The sequence below is a fragment of the Pseudomonas sp. H1_A03 genome (genome assembly GCF_054685145.1).
Genome location: NZ_CP162829.1, coordinates 2967352 through 2982451 on the forward strand (window position 1 = coordinate 2967352; position 15100 = coordinate 2982451).

16 protein-coding genes are annotated in these 15100 nt (G+C 59.9%); 8 read left to right on the plus strand and 8 right to left on the minus strand.

Translation table 11 applies throughout. From position 1 onward, the window contains the following. Window positions 1–14 precede the first annotated feature (14 nt). On the plus strand, window positions 15–1478 hold the full coding sequence (locus AB4O35_RS13680; protein ID WP_065874844.1) for a glyceraldehyde-3-phosphate dehydrogenase: 1464 nt from the start codon (window positions 15–17) through the stop codon (window positions 1476–1478). A gap of 221 nt (window positions 1479–1699) precedes the next feature. Here AB4O35_RS13680 and AB4O35_RS13685 read toward each other — a convergent pair whose 3' ends face one another. Continuing rightward, window positions 1700–2233: a chalcone isomerase family protein gene (locus tag AB4O35_RS13685; protein WP_065874845.1), complete on the minus strand. Its 534-nt coding sequence runs from the start codon at window positions 2231–2233 to the stop codon at window positions 1700–1702. Window positions 2234–2493: 260 nt separating this feature from the next. Here AB4O35_RS13685 and sthA point away from each other — a divergent pair, with 260 nt between their 5' ends. After that, window positions 2494–3888: a Si-specific NAD(P)(+) transhydrogenase gene (gene sthA, locus AB4O35_RS13690; RefSeq protein ID WP_049709420.1), complete on the plus strand. Its 1395-nt coding sequence runs from the start codon at window positions 2494–2496 to the stop codon at window positions 3886–3888. Window positions 3889–3930: 42 nt separating this feature from the next. Here sthA and AB4O35_RS13695 read toward each other — a convergent pair whose 3' ends face one another. Both AB4O35_RS13695 and AB4O35_RS13700 read right to left on the minus strand, forming a co-directional pair. Then, on the minus strand, window positions 3931–4653 hold the full coding sequence (locus AB4O35_RS13695) for a glycerophosphodiester phosphodiesterase (RefSeq protein WP_049709419.1): 723 nt from the start codon (window positions 4651–4653) through the stop codon (window positions 3931–3933). Between the two features lie 44 nt (window positions 4654–4697). Next, window positions 4698–5276, minus strand: a complete 579-nt coding sequence (locus tag AB4O35_RS13700) for a PilZ domain-containing protein (RefSeq protein WP_065874846.1) — start codon at window positions 5274–5276, stop codon at window positions 4698–4700. 94 nt (window positions 5277–5370) lie between these two features. Here AB4O35_RS13700 and AB4O35_RS13705 point away from each other — a divergent pair, with 94 nt between their 5' ends. Genes AB4O35_RS13705 through AB4O35_RS13715 form a run of 3 tightly spaced genes read left to right on the plus strand, consistent with a single transcriptional unit; the run spans window position 5371 to window position 8617 of the window. Beyond that, window positions 5371–6621, plus strand: coding sequence for a lipoprotein-releasing ABC transporter permease subunit (locus AB4O35_RS13705; RefSeq protein ID WP_065874847.1), 1251 nt, complete (start codon window positions 5371–5373; stop codon window positions 6619–6621). 7 nt (window positions 6622–6628) lie between these two features. Beyond that, complete coding sequence (lolD, locus tag AB4O35_RS13710; protein ID WP_017477213.1) at window positions 6629–7312, plus strand: lipoprotein-releasing ABC transporter ATP-binding protein LolD; 684 nt, start codon at window positions 6629–6631, stop codon at window positions 7310–7312. A 60-nt stretch (window positions 7313–7372) separates the two neighbouring features. Beyond that, window positions 7373–8617: a lipoprotein-releasing ABC transporter permease subunit gene (locus AB4O35_RS13715; protein ID WP_065882189.1), complete on the plus strand. Its 1245-nt coding sequence runs from the start codon at window positions 7373–7375 to the stop codon at window positions 8615–8617. A 107-nt stretch (window positions 8618–8724) separates the two neighbouring features. Here the strand turns inward: AB4O35_RS13715 and AB4O35_RS13720 are convergent, their stop codons facing one another. Both AB4O35_RS13720 and AB4O35_RS13725 read right to left on the minus strand, forming a co-directional pair. Continuing rightward, the gene (locus AB4O35_RS13720; protein ID WP_065874849.1) at window positions 8725–10071 is read right to left on the minus strand and encodes a heavy metal sensor histidine kinase; all 1347 of its coding nucleotides are present in this window, start codon (window positions 10069–10071) and stop codon (window positions 8725–8727) included. After that, on the minus strand, window positions 10068–10748 hold the full coding sequence (locus AB4O35_RS13725; protein ID WP_065946145.1) for a heavy metal response regulator transcription factor: 681 nt from the start codon (window positions 10746–10748) through the stop codon (window positions 10068–10070). Before AB4O35_RS13725 ends, AB4O35_RS13720 begins: the two co-directional genes overlap by 4 nt. A gap of 155 nt (window positions 10749–10903) precedes the next feature. Here AB4O35_RS13725 and copI point away from each other — a divergent pair, with 155 nt between their 5' ends. Further along, window positions 10904–11416 carry a copper-resistant cuproprotein CopI gene (gene copI / locus AB4O35_RS13730; protein ID WP_065910445.1) on the plus strand — a complete coding sequence of 171 codons (513 nt, stop codon included), beginning with the start codon at window positions 10904–10906 and terminating at the stop codon, window positions 11414–11416. A gap of 223 nt (window positions 11417–11639) precedes the next feature. Next, the gene (queF, locus tag AB4O35_RS13735; RefSeq protein WP_065874852.1) at window positions 11640–12470 is read left to right on the plus strand and encodes an NADPH-dependent 7-cyano-7-deazaguanine reductase QueF; all 831 of its coding nucleotides are present in this window, start codon (window positions 11640–11642) and stop codon (window positions 12468–12470) included. Window positions 12471–12606: 136 nt separating this feature from the next. Here the strand turns inward: queF and AB4O35_RS13740 are convergent, their stop codons facing one another. Both AB4O35_RS13740 and AB4O35_RS13745 read right to left on the minus strand, forming a co-directional pair. Next, complete coding sequence (locus AB4O35_RS13740) at window positions 12607–12873, minus strand: DUF4404 family protein (RefSeq protein WP_065874853.1); 267 nt, start codon at window positions 12871–12873, stop codon at window positions 12607–12609. A 111-nt stretch (window positions 12874–12984) separates the two neighbouring features. Then, the gene (locus AB4O35_RS13745) at window positions 12985–13593 is read right to left on the minus strand and encodes a phosphatase (RefSeq protein ID WP_065882195.1); all 609 of its coding nucleotides are present in this window, start codon (window positions 13591–13593) and stop codon (window positions 12985–12987) included. A 195-nt stretch (window positions 13594–13788) separates the two neighbouring features. Here AB4O35_RS13745 and AB4O35_RS13750 point away from each other — a divergent pair, with 195 nt between their 5' ends. Next, the gene (locus AB4O35_RS13750) at window positions 13789–14478 is read left to right on the plus strand and encodes an MlaA family lipoprotein (protein WP_065882197.1); all 690 of its coding nucleotides are present in this window, start codon (window positions 13789–13791) and stop codon (window positions 14476–14478) included. 60 nt (window positions 14479–14538) lie between these two features. Here the strand turns inward: AB4O35_RS13750 and AB4O35_RS13755 are convergent, their stop codons facing one another. Further along, window positions 14539–14835: a PilZ domain-containing protein gene (locus tag AB4O35_RS13755; protein WP_065882199.1), complete on the minus strand. Its 297-nt coding sequence runs from the start codon at window positions 14833–14835 to the stop codon at window positions 14539–14541. Between the last annotated feature and the right edge of the window lie 265 nt (window positions 14836–15100).

Sequence of the window (15100 nt, forward strand, 5' to 3'; positions counted from 1 at the left end):
TTTTCAGCCCCTACATGTGGAAGGTTACCGTGACTCAGAAGCCCGACCAGTGTCTTGGTGAATGGATCGACCGTGAAGCACTCGCAGAAGCGATGATCCCGCTAATCGGTCAGCTGTACCGCAATAACAATGTGGTGAGCTCGATCTATGGCCGCAGCCTGATCAACCAGTCTGTCATCGCGATTCTCAAAGCCCACCGCTTTGCGCGTCACCGTTCCGCCGACGACAGCGAACTCTCCGTCCACGAAACATTCCCACTGCTCAAGGCCATGAGCGAGCTCAAGCTCGGCGCGGCTTCGGTAGACCTGGGCAAGCTGGCCTATAAATTCCGCAAAGAAGGCGCTGGCCGTACCGCCGAGCAGTTCGTGCGTGAAGAAATGGCCGATGTGGTTGGCCAGCAGAACGCCGCCGCCCGCAAAGGCACCGACGTTGTGCTGTACGGCTTCGGTCGTATCGGCCGCCTGCTGGCGCGCATCCTGATCGAAAAAACCGGTGGTGGCGACGGCCTGCGCCTGCGTGCCATCGTGGTGCGCAAAGGCGCCGAGAACGACCTGACCAAACGCGCCAGCCTGCTGCGCCGCGACTCGGTACACGGTTCGTTCAACGGCACCATCACCATCGACGAAGAAAACAACACGATCACCGCCAACGGTAACCTGATCCAGGTGATCTACGCGAAAAACCCGTCCGAGGTGGATTACACCCAGTACGGCATCAAGGACGCCCTGCTGGTGGACAACACCGGCGTATGGCGTGACGCCGAAGGCCTGGGCCAGCACCTGGCCTGCCCAGGTATCGACCGCGTTGTCCTGACTGCGCCTGGCAAGGGCAAGCTGAAGAACATCGTTCACGGCATCAACCACGCTGAAATCACAGCTGACGACAAGATCGTGTCCGCCGCGTCCTGCACCACCAACGCCATCGTGCCGGTGCTGAAGGCGGTGAATGACAAGTTCGGTATCGTCAATGGCCACGTTGAGACGGTTCACTCGTACACCAACGACCAGAACCTGATCGACAACTTCCACAAGGGCGATCGCCGTGGCCGTAGCGCCGCGTTGAACATGGTGATCACCGAGACCGGTGCTGCCACTGCTGCTGCCAAGGCCCTGCCTGAGCTGGCCGGCAAGCTGACCGGTAACGCGATCCGCGTGCCGACGCCTAACGTGTCGATGGCGATTCTCAACCTGAACCTTGAGAAAGCCGCTACCCGTGAAGAGATGAACGAGTACCTGCGCTACATGGCGCTGCACTCCGATCTGCATAAGCAAATCGACTACGTCAACTCGCAGGAAGTGGTCTCCACTGACTTCGTTGGCTCGCGCCACGCCGGTGTGGTGGACGCTGAGGCGACCATTACCCAGGACAACCGCGTTGTACTGTACGTCTGGTACGACAACGAGTTCGGTTACAGCTGCCAGGTGGTTCGCGTGATGGAAGACATGGCTGGGGTCAACCCGCCTGCGTTTCCGCGCTAAGCATTAGCGGTCAGTGAAAGAGCCCCGACTGGTTCGGGGCTTTTTTGTGGCTGGGTTTTGTGTTGTCTGCAAGGGTCTCATCGCAGCATAGGTATCTACATCTCGTGAGCGAGCCCAGTACGTAGCAGCTGTCGAGCCCCGGCGAGGCTGCGTCAGCGGTGTGTCAGACAGGCCGCCAACGCAGCCTCGCCGGGGCTCGACAGCTGCTACGCACTCCTTCCTCAATTCAGCAATTTGCTGCGCAACTCCTCGGACAACCCCTCGGGCGCCAACCAGATCCCGAGGTAGGCCCTCGCCAGCGCGTCATCGCGACTGTTGAACACCACTTGCCCATTGATCTCGAGGTTCAAGCCACGCCCTGGTCGATAATCCAGGGCATATCGATCACCGGCTTGAATGTTACGAAAGCGGGCATGCAGTTTTTCCAGCTCGGGCTTCAAGCTCGCGCTGGCTTGCTGGCGTTCCAGGGTCGTATTGGCCGCCTTGATCACATCATTGCGGTCGATGTCGCGAAAGTAATACAGGGTCAGGCGCAGCGCCTTTTTCTGCTCCCAGGCCTGTTTGGCGCTCACGTCCGAAGGGGTATACAGCGCGGCCGCGTACACGTCCGCCCAGAGGTAGGTGAGCACAGCTTGGTTTTTCAGGGTCAGTTCCTGTGACTGTGTCGGGAAGTTGGCCTGCTTTAGCCGATCCGCCTCATTGGCGTGTGCTGTGATCGACAGCATCAGTAATAAACAGAAAACTATATGCCGCATAATGGCCCGTCCCGAAAAGATGCGTGGCTACAGGGTAATTCATTTTCCGGCAGCGGCAGGGTTCAGGGATAATCTGCGCTGTGTAGTAAAGGCATTACTGGCCTACGACGCGACCAAGGGTTAATGTGCGCGGCGTTACGCCTTATATAGACTGTGCCCCGGTTCACACACTTGAGCCAAATTGTCCTTCATGACCGCTGGCCGCGGCATGATTTAGCCCGGCGTCCAACCGTACGCCTGGCCTGTTCTGAGGAGTACGCATGGCTGTCTACAACTACGACGTGGTGGTACTGGGTTCCGGCCCAGCTGGAGAAGGTGCGGCGATGAACGCCGCGAAGGCAGGGCGCAAGGTGGCGATGGTCGATAGCCGTCGCCAGGTCGGCGGTAACTGCACCCACCTGGGCACCATCCCGTCCAAGGCCTTGCGTCACTCGGTGCGCCAGATCATGCAGTTCAACACCAACCCGATGTTCCGGGCCATTGGTGAGCCGCGCTGGTTCTCGTTCCCAGACGTGCTGAAAAGCGCCGAGAAAGTCATCTCCAAGCAGGTTGCTTCGCGTACGGGCTACTACGCCCGTAACCGTGTCGACCTGTTCTTCGGCACCGGCAGCTTCGCCGACGAGCAAACCGTCGAAGTGGTCTGCCCCAACGGCGTGGTCGAGAAACTGGTGGCCAAGCACATCATCATCGCCACCGGTTCACGCCCGTATCGTCCGGCGGATATCGATTTCCACCACCCGCGTATCTACGATAGCGACACCATCCTGAGCCTGGGCCACACCCCGCGCAAACTGATCATCTACGGCGCCGGCGTGATCGGCTGTGAATATGCCTCGATCTTCAGCGGCCTGGGTGTGCTGGTGGAACTGGTCGACAACCGCGACCAGTTGCTGAGCTTCCTCGACTCGGAAATTTCCCAGGCGTTGAGCTACCACTTCAGCAACAACAACATCACCGTGCGCCATAACGAAGAGTATGAGCGGGTCGAAGGACTGGATAACGGTGTGATCCTGCACCTCAAGTCCGGCAAGAAGATCAAGGCCGACGCTTTGCTGTGGTGCAACGGCCGTACCGGCAACACTGACAAGCTCGGCATGGAAAACATCGGGGTCAAGGTCAACAGCCGTGGCCAGATCGAGGTGGACGAAAACTACCGCACCTGCGTGACCAACATCTACGGCGCCGGTGACGTGATCGGCTGGCCGAGCCTGGCCAGTGCAGCGCATGACCAGGGCCGTTCTGCCGCCGGCAGCATCGTCGACAATGGCAGCTGGCGCTACGTGAATGACGTGCCGACCGGGATCTACACGATTCCCGAGATCAGCTCGATCGGCAAGAACGAGCACGAACTGACCAAGGCCAAGGTGCCTTACGAAGTGGGCAAGGCGTTCTTCAAGAGCATGGCGCGTGCGCAGATCGCCGGTGAGCCGCAAGGCATGCTGAAGATCCTGTTCCACCGTGAAACCCTGGAAGTGCTCGGCGTGCACTGCTTCGGCTACCAGGCGTCGGAGATCGTGCACATCGGCCAGGCGATCATGAACCAGCCGGGTGAACTCAATACCCTCAAGTATTTCGTCAACACCACGTTCAACTACCCGACCATGGCTGAAGCCTATCGGGTAGCTGCTTACGACGGCCTCAACCGGCTTTTTTGAGCGGCTCCGGCCGGTGGCCTGAGCCGGCCGGGGAGACCGATTTCAGTAATTCCCGAGGGTGGCAGTGGCCAAACCGGGAAAGTCTGTAATCAGGCTATCTACGCCGAAGTCGGCGAGCCTGCGCATTAGCGCAGGTTCGTTGACTGTCCACACGGACACGTGCAAACCCTGGCGCTGGGCTTTTTCCAGACGCTCAGGGGTGCACAACGTCCAGTTCAACGCCAGATACTCACAACCGTAGTTTTGCGCGACCTTCAGCGGGTCGAGCCAGGCGTATTCGGCCACCAGGCCGCGTGACAGGTCGGGGGTGAGGTCAACCGCTGCTTTCAACACTTCCCGTGAACTTGAAGTGACGGTGACTTTGTCCATCAGGCCAAAGCGCACGGCCATCTCGCGGATCGCCAGCACCGTGGTGGCGGCGCGGGTGCGTGAGGCGCTTTTGACTTCCAGTTGCCAGTGATCGAAGTCGCACTTTTCGAACAGCTCCTCCAGGCGCGGGATCGGGCACGGCTGAATCCAGCCCGGGCCGCCTTTGCGCGCATCCATCTTCACCAGGTCCGCCGCCGAATACTCGACGACCTTGCCACGCCGGTCGGCGGTGCGTTTGAGGGTCGGGTCGTGGATGACCATCAACTCGCCGTCCATGGACAGGTGCAAGTCCAGTTCGCAACGGCGTACGCCGTGCTTGAGGCACTCCTGAAAGCTGGTCAGGGTGTTTTCCGGTGCTTCGCCTTTGGCACCGCGATGGCCGTAGATCAGGGTCACAGTTGCTCCTTCGCGCCAGGATGACTGGCGTAGTGAATACAAATTCAGATGTCGTCGCTTTGTTCCCGCGCCAGGCGCCGTTCCTGGGCCTGTTTCTGCAGGATGTAGCGCGCCAGCAGTTGGCGTTGGCCATCGGTCATGGATTCGAATTCCGTGCCGACGTCAAAGCCATCGCCTTTGGGATCGCAATGGGTGACCCGCGCGCGCAGCAGCAAGCCGAGCGCCTGGGGCATCAGCACCAGTTTGACCGCGAGGTGTGCGCCAGTCGCCAAGGGAGTGGGGTGTTGGAAGTCGATACCGCCTTCGGAAATGATCACCGGTTGCGGTGCGCCGACCTCATCCAGCAGGCCGCGCGCCATGATCTGGCTGAGCAGGTCCACGCGTTTGTTCTGCACGCGGAGGAAGGCGGCGAGGGTGCGATCCTTCTCGCTGAGCTGACGCAACAGGTGCTGGGCTTCGAATTCACTCAGGTGCAACTCGCTGAGCAGGTTGAACAGCGGCGAATCATCCAGCAACACTTCCTTGCTCGCCGCTTCGGGGGCAGACAGGCTTTTGATTTGGAGTGCGATCATGTCGTCGATACGGTAGTATTCGCGGCGCTCTTCTTCATCTAATGTCGACATGGCGAACCCCAGGTAACGGTAATGGTCTGAGTGTAAAGCTGCTTACCAGACCCCGCCACCGGGACGTCTTCTTTTCCTCCGAACAAGCCCCGACATGTTCAGACCTCTCTTCGTATTTATCGGCACGCGTTATACCCGTGCAAAGCGTCGCAATCATTTTGTGTCGTTCATTTCCCTGACCTCGATGATCGGGCTCGCCTTGGGCGTGGTCGTGATGATCGTGGTGCTTTCGGTGATGAACGGCTTCGATCATGAGATGCGCACCCGCGTGCTGGGCATGGTGCCCCACGCGACCATTGAGGGCGATGCGCCCATCAGTGACTGGCAAAGCCTGGCCGACAAGGTCAAGCAGAACCCCAAGGTACTGGCCGTTGCGCCGTTTACCCAGATGCAGGGGTTGCTGACCAACGACGGCAAGGTGCAGAAGATCCTGCTCAATGCCATCGATCCGGCCCAGGAGCGCAACGTCTCGATCATCGATAAGTTCATGCTGCAGGGCAAACTCGATGACTTGGCGCCGGGCAGCTTTGGCATCGTGATCGGCGACAAGGCAGCGGCCAAGCTCGGCGTGGGCCTCGGCGACAAGCTGACCTTTGTCGCGCCGGAAGTCACTGTGACCCCGGCCGGGATGTTCCCGCGCATGAAGCGCTTCACCGTGGTCGGCACCTTTCACGTCGGCGCTGGCGAGATCGACGGCTACCTCGGCCTGACCAACCTCACCGACCTGGCACGCCTGCATCGCTGGCAGCCGGACCAGGTGCAGGGCCTGCGCCTGAAGTTCAACGACCTGTTCGACGCGCCGCGCGGCGCCTGGGAAATTGCCCAGCACCTGGGTGAAAGCCAGTACTACGCCCGCGACTGGACCCGTACTCACGGCAACCTGTACCAGGCCATCCGCATGGAAAAAGCCATGATCGGCCTGCTGTTGCTGCTGATCGTCGCCGTCGCTGCCTTCAATATCATCTCCACGCTGGTGATGGTGGTGAACGACAAGAAGGGTGATATCGCCATCTTGCGTACCCTTGGCGCCACGCCGGGGCAGATCATGGCGATCTTCATGGTGCAGGGCACGGTGATTGGCGTGGTCGGCACCTTGATCGGCACCGCCGTCGGGATTCTGGCTGCGTTGAATGTGAGCGCTGCCATTGCCGCACTGGAAAACGTGCTCGGCCACAAGTTTCTCAACGCTGACGTCTACTTCATCGACTACTTGCCGTCCCAGGTGCAGACCCAGGACGTGTTGATGGTGGGCGGCGCTGCGTTGGTCCTGAGTTTCCTTGCCACCCTGTATCCAGCCTGGCGCGCGGCACGTACCCAGCCAGCACAGGCCTTACGTTATGAGTGAATCGGGCATGAGTGAAAAAGCAATCCTGAGCTGCCGGAACCTGGGCAAATCCTACGAGGAGGGCCCGGAATCGGTAGTCGTGTTGTCCAACCTGCAACTTGAGCTGCACCCCGGCGAGCGCGTGGCGATCGTCGGCAGTTCGGGTTCCGGCAAAAGTACCTTGTTGAACCTGCTGGGCGGGCTCGATACGCCGTCCCAGGGCAGCGTGTGGCTGGCCGGCGAAGAGTTGTCGGCCCTCGGTGAAAAGGCCCGTGGGCAACTGCGCAACCGTTCGCTCGGTTTTGTGTATCAGTTCCACCACCTGTTGCCGGAATTCACTGCGCTGGAAAACGTGTGCATGCCGCTGCTGATCGGCAAGACCGCGATCCCGGAAGCCCGCCAGCGCGCCAAGGCCTTGCTGGAGCGCGTCGGCCTCGGCCATCGCCTGGAGCACAAACCGGCCGAACTGTCCGGCGGCGAGCGCCAGCGTGTGGCGATTGCCCGTGCCCTGGTGAACAACCCGGGCCTGGTGATGCTCGACGAGCCCACCGGCAACCTCGACTCCCACACCGCTCAGGGCATCAAGGACTTGATGCTGGAACTGAGCACCCAGATGCGCACCGCGTTCCTGGTGGTGACCCATGACATGAGCATGGCCCGGCAGATGGACCGCGTGTTGCACCTGCAGGAAGGTCATCTGGTCGCCATCTGACCCGTTTCAAGCCCGGCGCCTTAAGCGCTGGGCTTTTTCATTTTTCAACGGTGCCCACGAATGTTCAGACCGTTATCGATTTTCATCGGCACGCGCTATACCCGCGCCAAGCGCCGCAACCGTTTTGTCTCGTTTATCTCGATGACCTCGATGATCGGCCTCGCCCTGGGCGTATTGGCGATGATCGTGGTGCTGTCGGTGATGAACGGCTTCCAGCGCGAAATGAGCTCGCGCATCCTTGGTATGGTGCCTCACGCCACTATCGTCGGCGTGAATCCGATTGACGATTGGCAGCCCGTGGCCGCCGCCGCGATGAAGAATCCGGAAGTGACTGCCGCAGTACCTTTCACGCAGATGGACGGCATGTTTTCCTATAAGGGCGCGATGCAGCCGATCGAGATCAGCGGCGTCGACCCGGCCCAGGAAGGCAAGGTGTCGATCGTGGCCCAGCACATTGTGCGCGGCAAACTGGATGACCTGAAGCCCGGTGAGTTCGGCGTGGTAGTCGGCGAAATCACCGCCCGGCGCTTTCGCTTGAATGTGGGCGACAAGCTGACCCTGATCGTGCCGGAAATCAGCACCGCGCCGGGTGGTATCACCCCACGTATGCAGCGCTTGAACGTGGTGGGGATCTTCAAGGTTGGCGCCGAGCTGGATGGTTCGATGGCCTTGATCCACATGGCCGACGCCGCAGAAATTCAACATTGGCAGCCGAACCAGGTACAGAGCGTGCGCCTGGCGGTGAAAGACCTGTATGCGGCGCCAAAAGTCTCGGCGGATATCGCCGCCAGCCTGGGCGCGGGCTATAAGCCTGATGACTGGACGCACACCCAAGGCAGCCTGTTCAGCGCAATGAAAATGGAAAAGACCATGATCGGCCTGCTGTTGCTGATGATCGTCGCCGTGGCGGCGTTCAACATCATTGCGACGTTGATCATGGTTGTGAACGACAAGGGCGCGGACATCGCGATCCTGCGCACCATCGGCGCCACGCCACGGCAGATCATGGCGATCTTCATGGTGCAGGGTACGGTGATCGGTATCGTCGGTACCCTGATTGGCGGCGTGCTGGGCGTGATTGCGGCGCTGAACGTGAGTGAGCTGGTGGGCTGGATGGAGCGAGTCACCGGGCAGCATATCTTCAGTTCGGATGTGTATTTTGTCAGCAACCTGCCTTCGGAACTGCAAGGTGGGGATGTGGTGCTGATTTGCACGGCGGGATTTGTGTTGAGCTTTTTGGCGACGCTGTATCCGGCGTATCGAGCGGCGAAGATTGAGCCGGCGCATGCGCTGAGGTATTCCTAAGCCTTTATACCGCTATCGCAGGCAAGCCAGCTCCCACATTTTGAATGTATTCACAAAGTCAAAGTGTGGGAGCTGGCTCGCCTGCGATAGGGCCGGCCAAGCTTGCATCAATCACCCTTTGGCAACTCAATCACAAATCGGGTCAGCCCCGCCTCGGACTCACAAAAAATCCTCCCCCCATGTGCCCGCACGATCGATTGGGTAATCGCCAACCCTAGCCCCGCATGCTCGCTGCTGCCCTCGTGCCGTGCCGGATCCGCCCGATAGAAGCGGTCAAACAACTTCGGTAACAGCTCCGGTGGAACGCCTTCCCCGGTGTTCTCAACCGTCAACCTCACGCCATCCGTCATCCGTACCCGTACTTCGCCACCCGCTGGCGTAAACCGCAGCGCGTTATCCAGCAAGTTCGACAGGGCGCGACGCAACATGCCGCGATCACCCAGCGTATGGGCAGTACCTTCGCGAATCAGGCTGACTTGGGCGTCTTCCGCCAGCAACGCGAAAAACTCAAGTAAAGCATCCACTTCATCTGCCAGCGCCAAAGGCTCGCGTTTGGGCATGAGCAAGCCATGATCCGCTTTGGCCAGGTACAACATGTCGTTTACCAGCTGCGCCATCCATTGCAGCTCTTCCAGGTTGCTGTGCAGCGCCTCGCGGTAATCCTCCAGCGGGCGCGGCTGGGTCAGGATGACTTGGGTATGGGTCAGCAGGTTCGACAGCGGCGTACGCAGTTCATGGGCGATATCGGCGGAGAACGCTGAGAGACGCTGGAACGCATCGTCCAGTCGACCCAGCATGGCGTTGAAGGCCTGGGCCAGTTCGGCCAGTTCCACCGGCATGTGTTGCTGGGGCAGGCGCTGGGTCAGGGAGTGCGCGGACACACCTGCGGCCACTTCACCCATGCGTCGCAACGGCCGCAACCCACTGCGCGCGGCCCAGGCGCCGAGCAGGGCGGTGGCCAGGGCCGACAGGCCGACGGTGAGCCAGATCAGGTGCTGCATGCGCTGCAGGAAATGCTGGTGGTGGGTGATGTCGAGCATCAGCGTCAGTTGGGGTGAGTCGGGTGGGTCTGCCCTCAGCGGTGCGTTGTACACCCGATAGTCGGTGCCGGCATTTTGCAGGCTGTGCAGGCCGGGCGCGTCGGGCAAGCTCACGCCTGGCGCATCGTCCAGCCAGCGCTGGCCGGCGGCGGTGATGCGCAGCCTCAGCTCGGGTTGGCGATTGAGTTCGGCACGCAGTTGCGCTTCATGTCTGGCGAATGCGTCTGGCGAATCGACACCCTGCAAGGTGCTGCGCAGCGCCACCAGTTGGCTGTCGAGCTGTTGCTGGTCCAACTCAATGAAGTGCGCCTCGCTGGCGTGGTTGAACAGTACGCCGGCGATCAGCGACACCACCGCCGTGCAGGCGGCAAACAGCAGCGCCAGGCGGCTGGCCAGGGACAGGCGCTTGATCAATTGACGCGCTCCTCCAGCACGTAACCCATGCCGCGTACGGTGTGGATCAGTTTGGTGGGGAAGTTATCGTCGACTTTCAGGCGCAGGCGGCGGATCGCTACTTCGATGATGTTGGTGTCACTGTCGAAATTCATGTCCCAGACCTGGGAGGCGATCAGCGATTTGGGCAGCACTTCGCCCTGGCGGCGCAGCAGCAGTTCCAACAGGGAGAATTCCTTGGCAGTCAGGTCGATGCGCTGGCCGTGCCGTTCGACGCGACGGCGGATCAGGTCCAGGCGCAGGTCGGCCAGTTGCAGTGCGGTTTCCTGAGGCGAGCTGCTGCCACGGCGCAACAGGCTGCGTACGCGGGCCAGCAGTTCGGAAAAGGCGAAGGGCTTGACCAGGTAATCGTCGGCGCCCAGCTCAAGACCGTGCACTCGGTCTTCCACCGCGTCGCGGGCGGTGAGGAACAGCACCGGGATGTCCAGGCCGGCGCTGCGCACGGCTTGGAGGATTTGCCAGCCATCACGGCCGGGCAGCATCACGTCGAGGATCAGCAAGTCGTAGTCGCCGGTCAGTGCCAGGTGCTGGCCGCTGGTACCGTCGGCCACCAATTCGGTTGTAAAGCCCGCCTCGGCCAGGCCCTGGCGCAGATACTGGCCGGTTTTGGGTTGGTCTTCGACGATCAGCAGTTTCATGGGCGGCTCTTGGCAACGGTTCACGACGGCTTTATACCTTGGGTGCCAGGGCAGGGGGCCAAGCTGACAAAGTTGTAATCTAGCAGTCAGCTGGCTGGCAGCGGCGTCATCTTAGAGTGCTGCCCAAGCTCGTTGCACATTTTTGGAGAATAGACATGGCGTTGCGTACACCCCTGGTGTTGGCGGGTTGCCTGCTGGCGTTGAGTTTCGATGCGGTGGCTGATGCGGCGCACGCCTATGCGTTCGGCCAGGCAGCCCCTGCGAGCAAAGCCACTCGCACCGTGGAAGTGACGCTGCAGGACATTTCCTTTTCGCCCAAGTCCATTGACGTAAAAGCCGGTGAGACGGTGCGCTTTGTACTGGTCAACAAGGGCCAGTTGCTCCACGAATTCAACCTGGGCGATGCAGCGATGCATGCCGAGCATCAGAAGGAAATGTTACAGATGCAGGCCAGTGGCATGCTCACCGCCACCGGTATGAGCGAAATGGACCACAGCGCCATGGGCCATGGCGCGATGAAGCACGATGACCCCAATAGCGTATTGGTTGAACCCGGTAAAACTGCGGAGCTGACTTGGACGTTCACCAAAGCCACGGGCCTGGAGTTTGCCTGCAACCTGCCGGGGCATTATCAAGCGGGGATGGTCGGCAAGCTTAACGTCAACTAATTCGCAGATGGCGTCTTTAAGCTGGTCGGGTGAAGAGCTTGCCTGAGCTTTGCGTAGCAGCTGTCGAGCCTTGGCGAGGCTGCGTTTGCGGAGTTTCAGGCGCACCGCTGACGCAGCCTCGCCAAGGCTCGACAGCTGCTACGGGGCGGGGCGGTGCTGTGTTTCTTAAGGGTAGGAGCAAAGGCTGGTAGACTGGCGCGGTTTATTTAGCCAGGTTTCCGCCATGCATCCCGCAGCCGAACATTCGCCGCTGGGCAAGTCCAGTGAATACATCTCCACCTATACACCTTCGTTGTTGTTCCCGATCCCGCGCGCGGCCAAATGGGCCGAGCTGGGCCTGAGCGCCGAGACCTTGCCTTACAAGGGCGTGGATTTCTGGAACTGCTTCGAACTGTCCTGGCTGCTGCCGTCCGGCAAGCCGGTGGTGGCCATCGGTGAATTCAGCATTCCGGCCGATTCGCCGAACATCATCGAGTCCAAGTCGTTCAAGCTGTACCTCAACTCGTTGAATCAGACCGCGTTCGCCGATACGGCCAGCCTTGAAGCGACCCTGCGTACCGACCTCAGCGCAGCCGCAGGTAAACCTGTGAGCGTGCGCATCCGCAGCTTGGCCGAAATCGAGGCTGAAGGCGTGATGGCGTTGCCGGGTGTGTGCATTGATGAGCTGGATATCAGCGTCAGCAACTACGAGCACCCTCGTCCGGAATTGCTGCGTTGCGATGATTCGCGCACGGTGGAGGAGAGCGTGCACAGCCATCTACTCAAATCCAACTGCCCGGTGACCAGCCAGCCTGACTGGGGCAGTGTGGTGGTGGAGTACCGTGGCTCGGCGCTGGATCACGCCAGTCTGCTGGAATACCTCGTGAGCTTTCGCCAGCACTCGGACTTCCATGAGCAGTGTGTAGAGCGCATCTTTCTCGACCTGCAGCGTTTGCTCAAGCCTGAGAAGTTGACCGTATATGCGCGGTATGTGCGGCGTGGCGGGTTGGATATCAACCCGTATCGCAGCACGGAAGAGGTGGCGTTCCAGAACGTGCGCCTGGCTCGTCAGTAGCCTTCATATAAAGCAAATGTGGGAGCTGGCTGGCTTGCGATGGCGGTGTATCAGTCGACTGAAGAATGACTGAGAGATCGCTATCGCAGGCCAGCCAGCTCCCACATTAGGTTCTGCGTTTGGCTTGGGGCAGGGATCAGATCCCCATGTTGCCCAAGGTGATCATGATATTGCGCAAAGTCCCGGAAATGACCGGGTGTTCGGCGTCGAACTCGATAGCAGCTTGATTCACATCGTCAGAAATACTGGGTGTCTGTGTGGCCGGTTCCAGTTCAAGTTGTAATTCAAACTTGGCAATCAAGGCCTCCAGCGCTTCACGTTTCTCTTCCGACAGCGGCGGTTCCTGTTCCAACTGCCCGCGCAGGATCTCGACCTGTTCTTCCAGTTTTTTGCGATCAGGCATGACATGTTTCCTTTTATTCGATAGGCACTGGCATAGACCGCGGCACGCCGAGAAAGGTCTACGGGCTGACCTGTAGATTAATCCACCGGCGGCGACTGTGCATGATCCGTGTCAGGGCTTCTCGCCTTTGAGCTGGCGCAGGCTGATGTCGGCCAAGCAGGTGCCGAGTTCGCCCAGGTGATCAATGACCGAGTGCACGCCCAACCCGTACAGAGCGACGGTGGCCTTGCCGCGCTTGTGTTCGCGTTCCTGTTCGCTCAGCGCTTGCCATTGTTCCGGTGCCATGCCGCACAGCGAGCCGCAGGAGGCCAGGCCGATGGTCCACAATCCGGCATTGAGCCCAGATTGCAGTAGGCGCGGTTCGCCGCTGACCAACACGCAGCCTCCCAGGCGTTCGATGTTCAGCGCCATCAAGGCTTGCCAGCAGGCATGCGGCGCCGGCCAGCGGATCGAGGAAGGTGGCGTCGCCTTGACCCAGTCTGGCAGCGTGACGGCCAGGGGCGTAGTGACAGAGGGAGGGAGTTCATCCAGCCAGGCGCAGGGGACGCCTTGTTCCTTGAGGCTGCGCAGGATTTTCAGCGCGCCAGGTGTGGCTTGGGAATCAGGGGAGGTCGAATCGGTGCGCGCCCGGGAACCGAAGTCCACCAGGCAGCCACTCAAGCCAAACAAGACGGCAGTCAAGGCGGGAGCACTGGCGATGGCTATTTCAGCGTGAGGCATGTCGACATCCCTGAAATAGCTCTAACGCTATCGAGGCTGGATGACAAGTCGATGACAAGATTGTTAATTGTAGGAATTTTGTCCATTTTGCGTGCGACAGATCCCGGAAGCTGCCTAATTGGACACTTCCGTCATATACTGAACGCCTTATTCAGGGCATAGCGCCCATGACAGACCATTCAAGGAGCAAAAGCTATGCGCTGGAGCCACTACTTCGCTCAGCTGTCGGTGTGTGCCACTGTCTTGCTGGCCCCGTTCGCCGCACACGCGGCGTCGGAAGATGATCCATGGGAAAGTATCAACCGCCCGATCTTCACGTTCAACGACACAGTTGATACTTATGCCCTCAAGCCACTGGCTCAGGGCTATGAGTGGATTACCCCACAATTTGTCGAAGACGGTATCCACAACTTCTTCCGCAATATCGGGGATGTCGGCAACCTGGCCAACAACGTGCTGCAGCTCAAACCTCACAATGCCGGTGTCGACACTGCCCGTTTGCTGGTCAACACCACTTTCGGCGTGCTGGGCTTTATTGATGTGGGCACCAAAATGGGGCTGCAACGCAGCGATGAAGACTTCGGCCAGACCCTCGGCTACTGGGGTGTTGGCAGCGGTCCATACGTAATGATTCCGCTGCTGGGCCCAAGCACACTGCGCGATGCGCCGTCCAAGTACGTGGACAGCTACACGCAGCCGTACCGCTACATGGATGATGTTTCCCTGCGTAACAGTGTCATGGGCCTGGGCATTGTTGACACCCGCGCCAGCCTGCTCGACAGCGAAAAACTGATCACAGGTGACAAGTACACCTTCATCCGCAACGCCTACCTGCAGAACCGCGAGTTCAAGGTCAAGGATGGCAAGGTTGTCGACGACTTCTAAGCTGTGACGTTTTGAAATGAAAAAAGGCGACCCAGCGGTCGCCTTTTTTGTGCGCGTCTTTCAGCGCATCTTCAGGATTTTAAGACCAAGGTGCTGGTCTTCACCTGTGGCTTTGGCCCACACCACCTCGGTGTCCGCCTCCAGTCCTTTCAGTGCGGCGTGCTCCGAATCGATGCGCACGGTCAGCAGGTCGCCGACGTTGAACTGGCGAGGTGCCTGTACCTGCATACCAGAGCTGGAAAGGTCCACGCACACCCCTGCAATCTCTTGCCCCGCGTGGATCAGAGACACATCGGCATCCACACGCATGCGGATGAAATCGCGTTTTTCAGCGTAGTCGCGCTCGTGCTCGCTCATAGGTTTCATCCTTACTTTGTGTTGTGGTCGTGCCTGTTCTTATAACTCCCGGTGATTTGCGGTGTAAAGACGTCCGGCGACCATCGGCATGAGCTTGAAACCCCTGTCGGATGGGAGTACCGTCTGCGCCTTAGAAGGGCACCTCTGCTTTACCTTTGTGCATGGGCAAAATCCCAATGCTTTGTAGGACAGAGAGGCTAGAAAGCGAATCCAGTACGTGAGCCCGGCCATTGCCGAGCCGCCTACGCCAACCTAATTCTGGCGC

What these genes read in the sequence shown, in the direction of transcription:
- AB4O35_RS13685 (WP_065874845.1), bottom strand. Translation starts at nt 2,233, where the DNA reads ATGCGGCATATAGTTTTCTGTTTATTACTGATGCTGTCGATCACAGCA.
- AB4O35_RS13725 (WP_065946145.1), bottom strand. Translation starts at nt 10,748, where the DNA reads ATGAAACTGCTGATCGTCGAAGACCAACCCAAAACCGGCCAGTATCTG.
- AB4O35_RS13755 (WP_065882199.1), bottom strand. Translation starts at nt 14,835, where the DNA reads ATGAGCGAGCACGAGCGCGACTACGCTGAAAAACGCGATTTCATCCGC.
- sthA (WP_049709420.1), top strand. Translation starts at nt 2,494, where the DNA reads ATGGCTGTCTACAACTACGACGTGGTGGTACTGGGTTCCGGCCCAGCT.
- copI (WP_065910445.1), top strand. Translation starts at nt 10,904, where the DNA reads ATGGCGTTGCGTACACCCCTGGTGTTGGCGGGTTGCCTGCTGGCGTTG.
- AB4O35_RS13680 (WP_065874844.1), top strand. Translation starts at nt 15, where the DNA reads ATGTGGAAGGTTACCGTGACTCAGAAGCCCGACCAGTGTCTTGGTGAA.
- queF (WP_065874852.1), top strand. Translation starts at nt 11,640, where the DNA reads ATGCATCCCGCAGCCGAACATTCGCCGCTGGGCAAGTCCAGTGAATAC.
- AB4O35_RS13740 (WP_065874853.1), bottom strand. Translation starts at nt 12,873, where the DNA reads ATGCCTGATCGCAAAAAACTGGAAGAACAGGTCGAGATCCTGCGCGGG.
- lolD (WP_017477213.1), top strand. Translation starts at nt 6,629, where the DNA reads ATGAGTGAAAAAGCAATCCTGAGCTGCCGGAACCTGGGCAAATCCTAC.
- AB4O35_RS13715 (WP_065882189.1), top strand. Translation starts at nt 7,373, where the DNA reads ATGTTCAGACCGTTATCGATTTTCATCGGCACGCGCTATACCCGCGCC.
- AB4O35_RS13705 (WP_065874847.1), top strand. Translation starts at nt 5,371, where the DNA reads ATGTTCAGACCTCTCTTCGTATTTATCGGCACGCGTTATACCCGTGCA.
- AB4O35_RS13700 (WP_065874846.1), bottom strand. Translation starts at nt 5,276, where the DNA reads ATGTCGACATTAGATGAAGAAGAGCGCCGCGAATACTACCGTATCGAC.
- AB4O35_RS13745 (WP_065882195.1), bottom strand. Translation starts at nt 13,593, where the DNA reads ATGCCTCACGCTGAAATAGCCATCGCCAGTGCTCCCGCCTTGACTGCC.
- AB4O35_RS13750 (WP_065882197.1), top strand. Translation starts at nt 13,789, where the DNA reads ATGCGCTGGAGCCACTACTTCGCTCAGCTGTCGGTGTGTGCCACTGTC.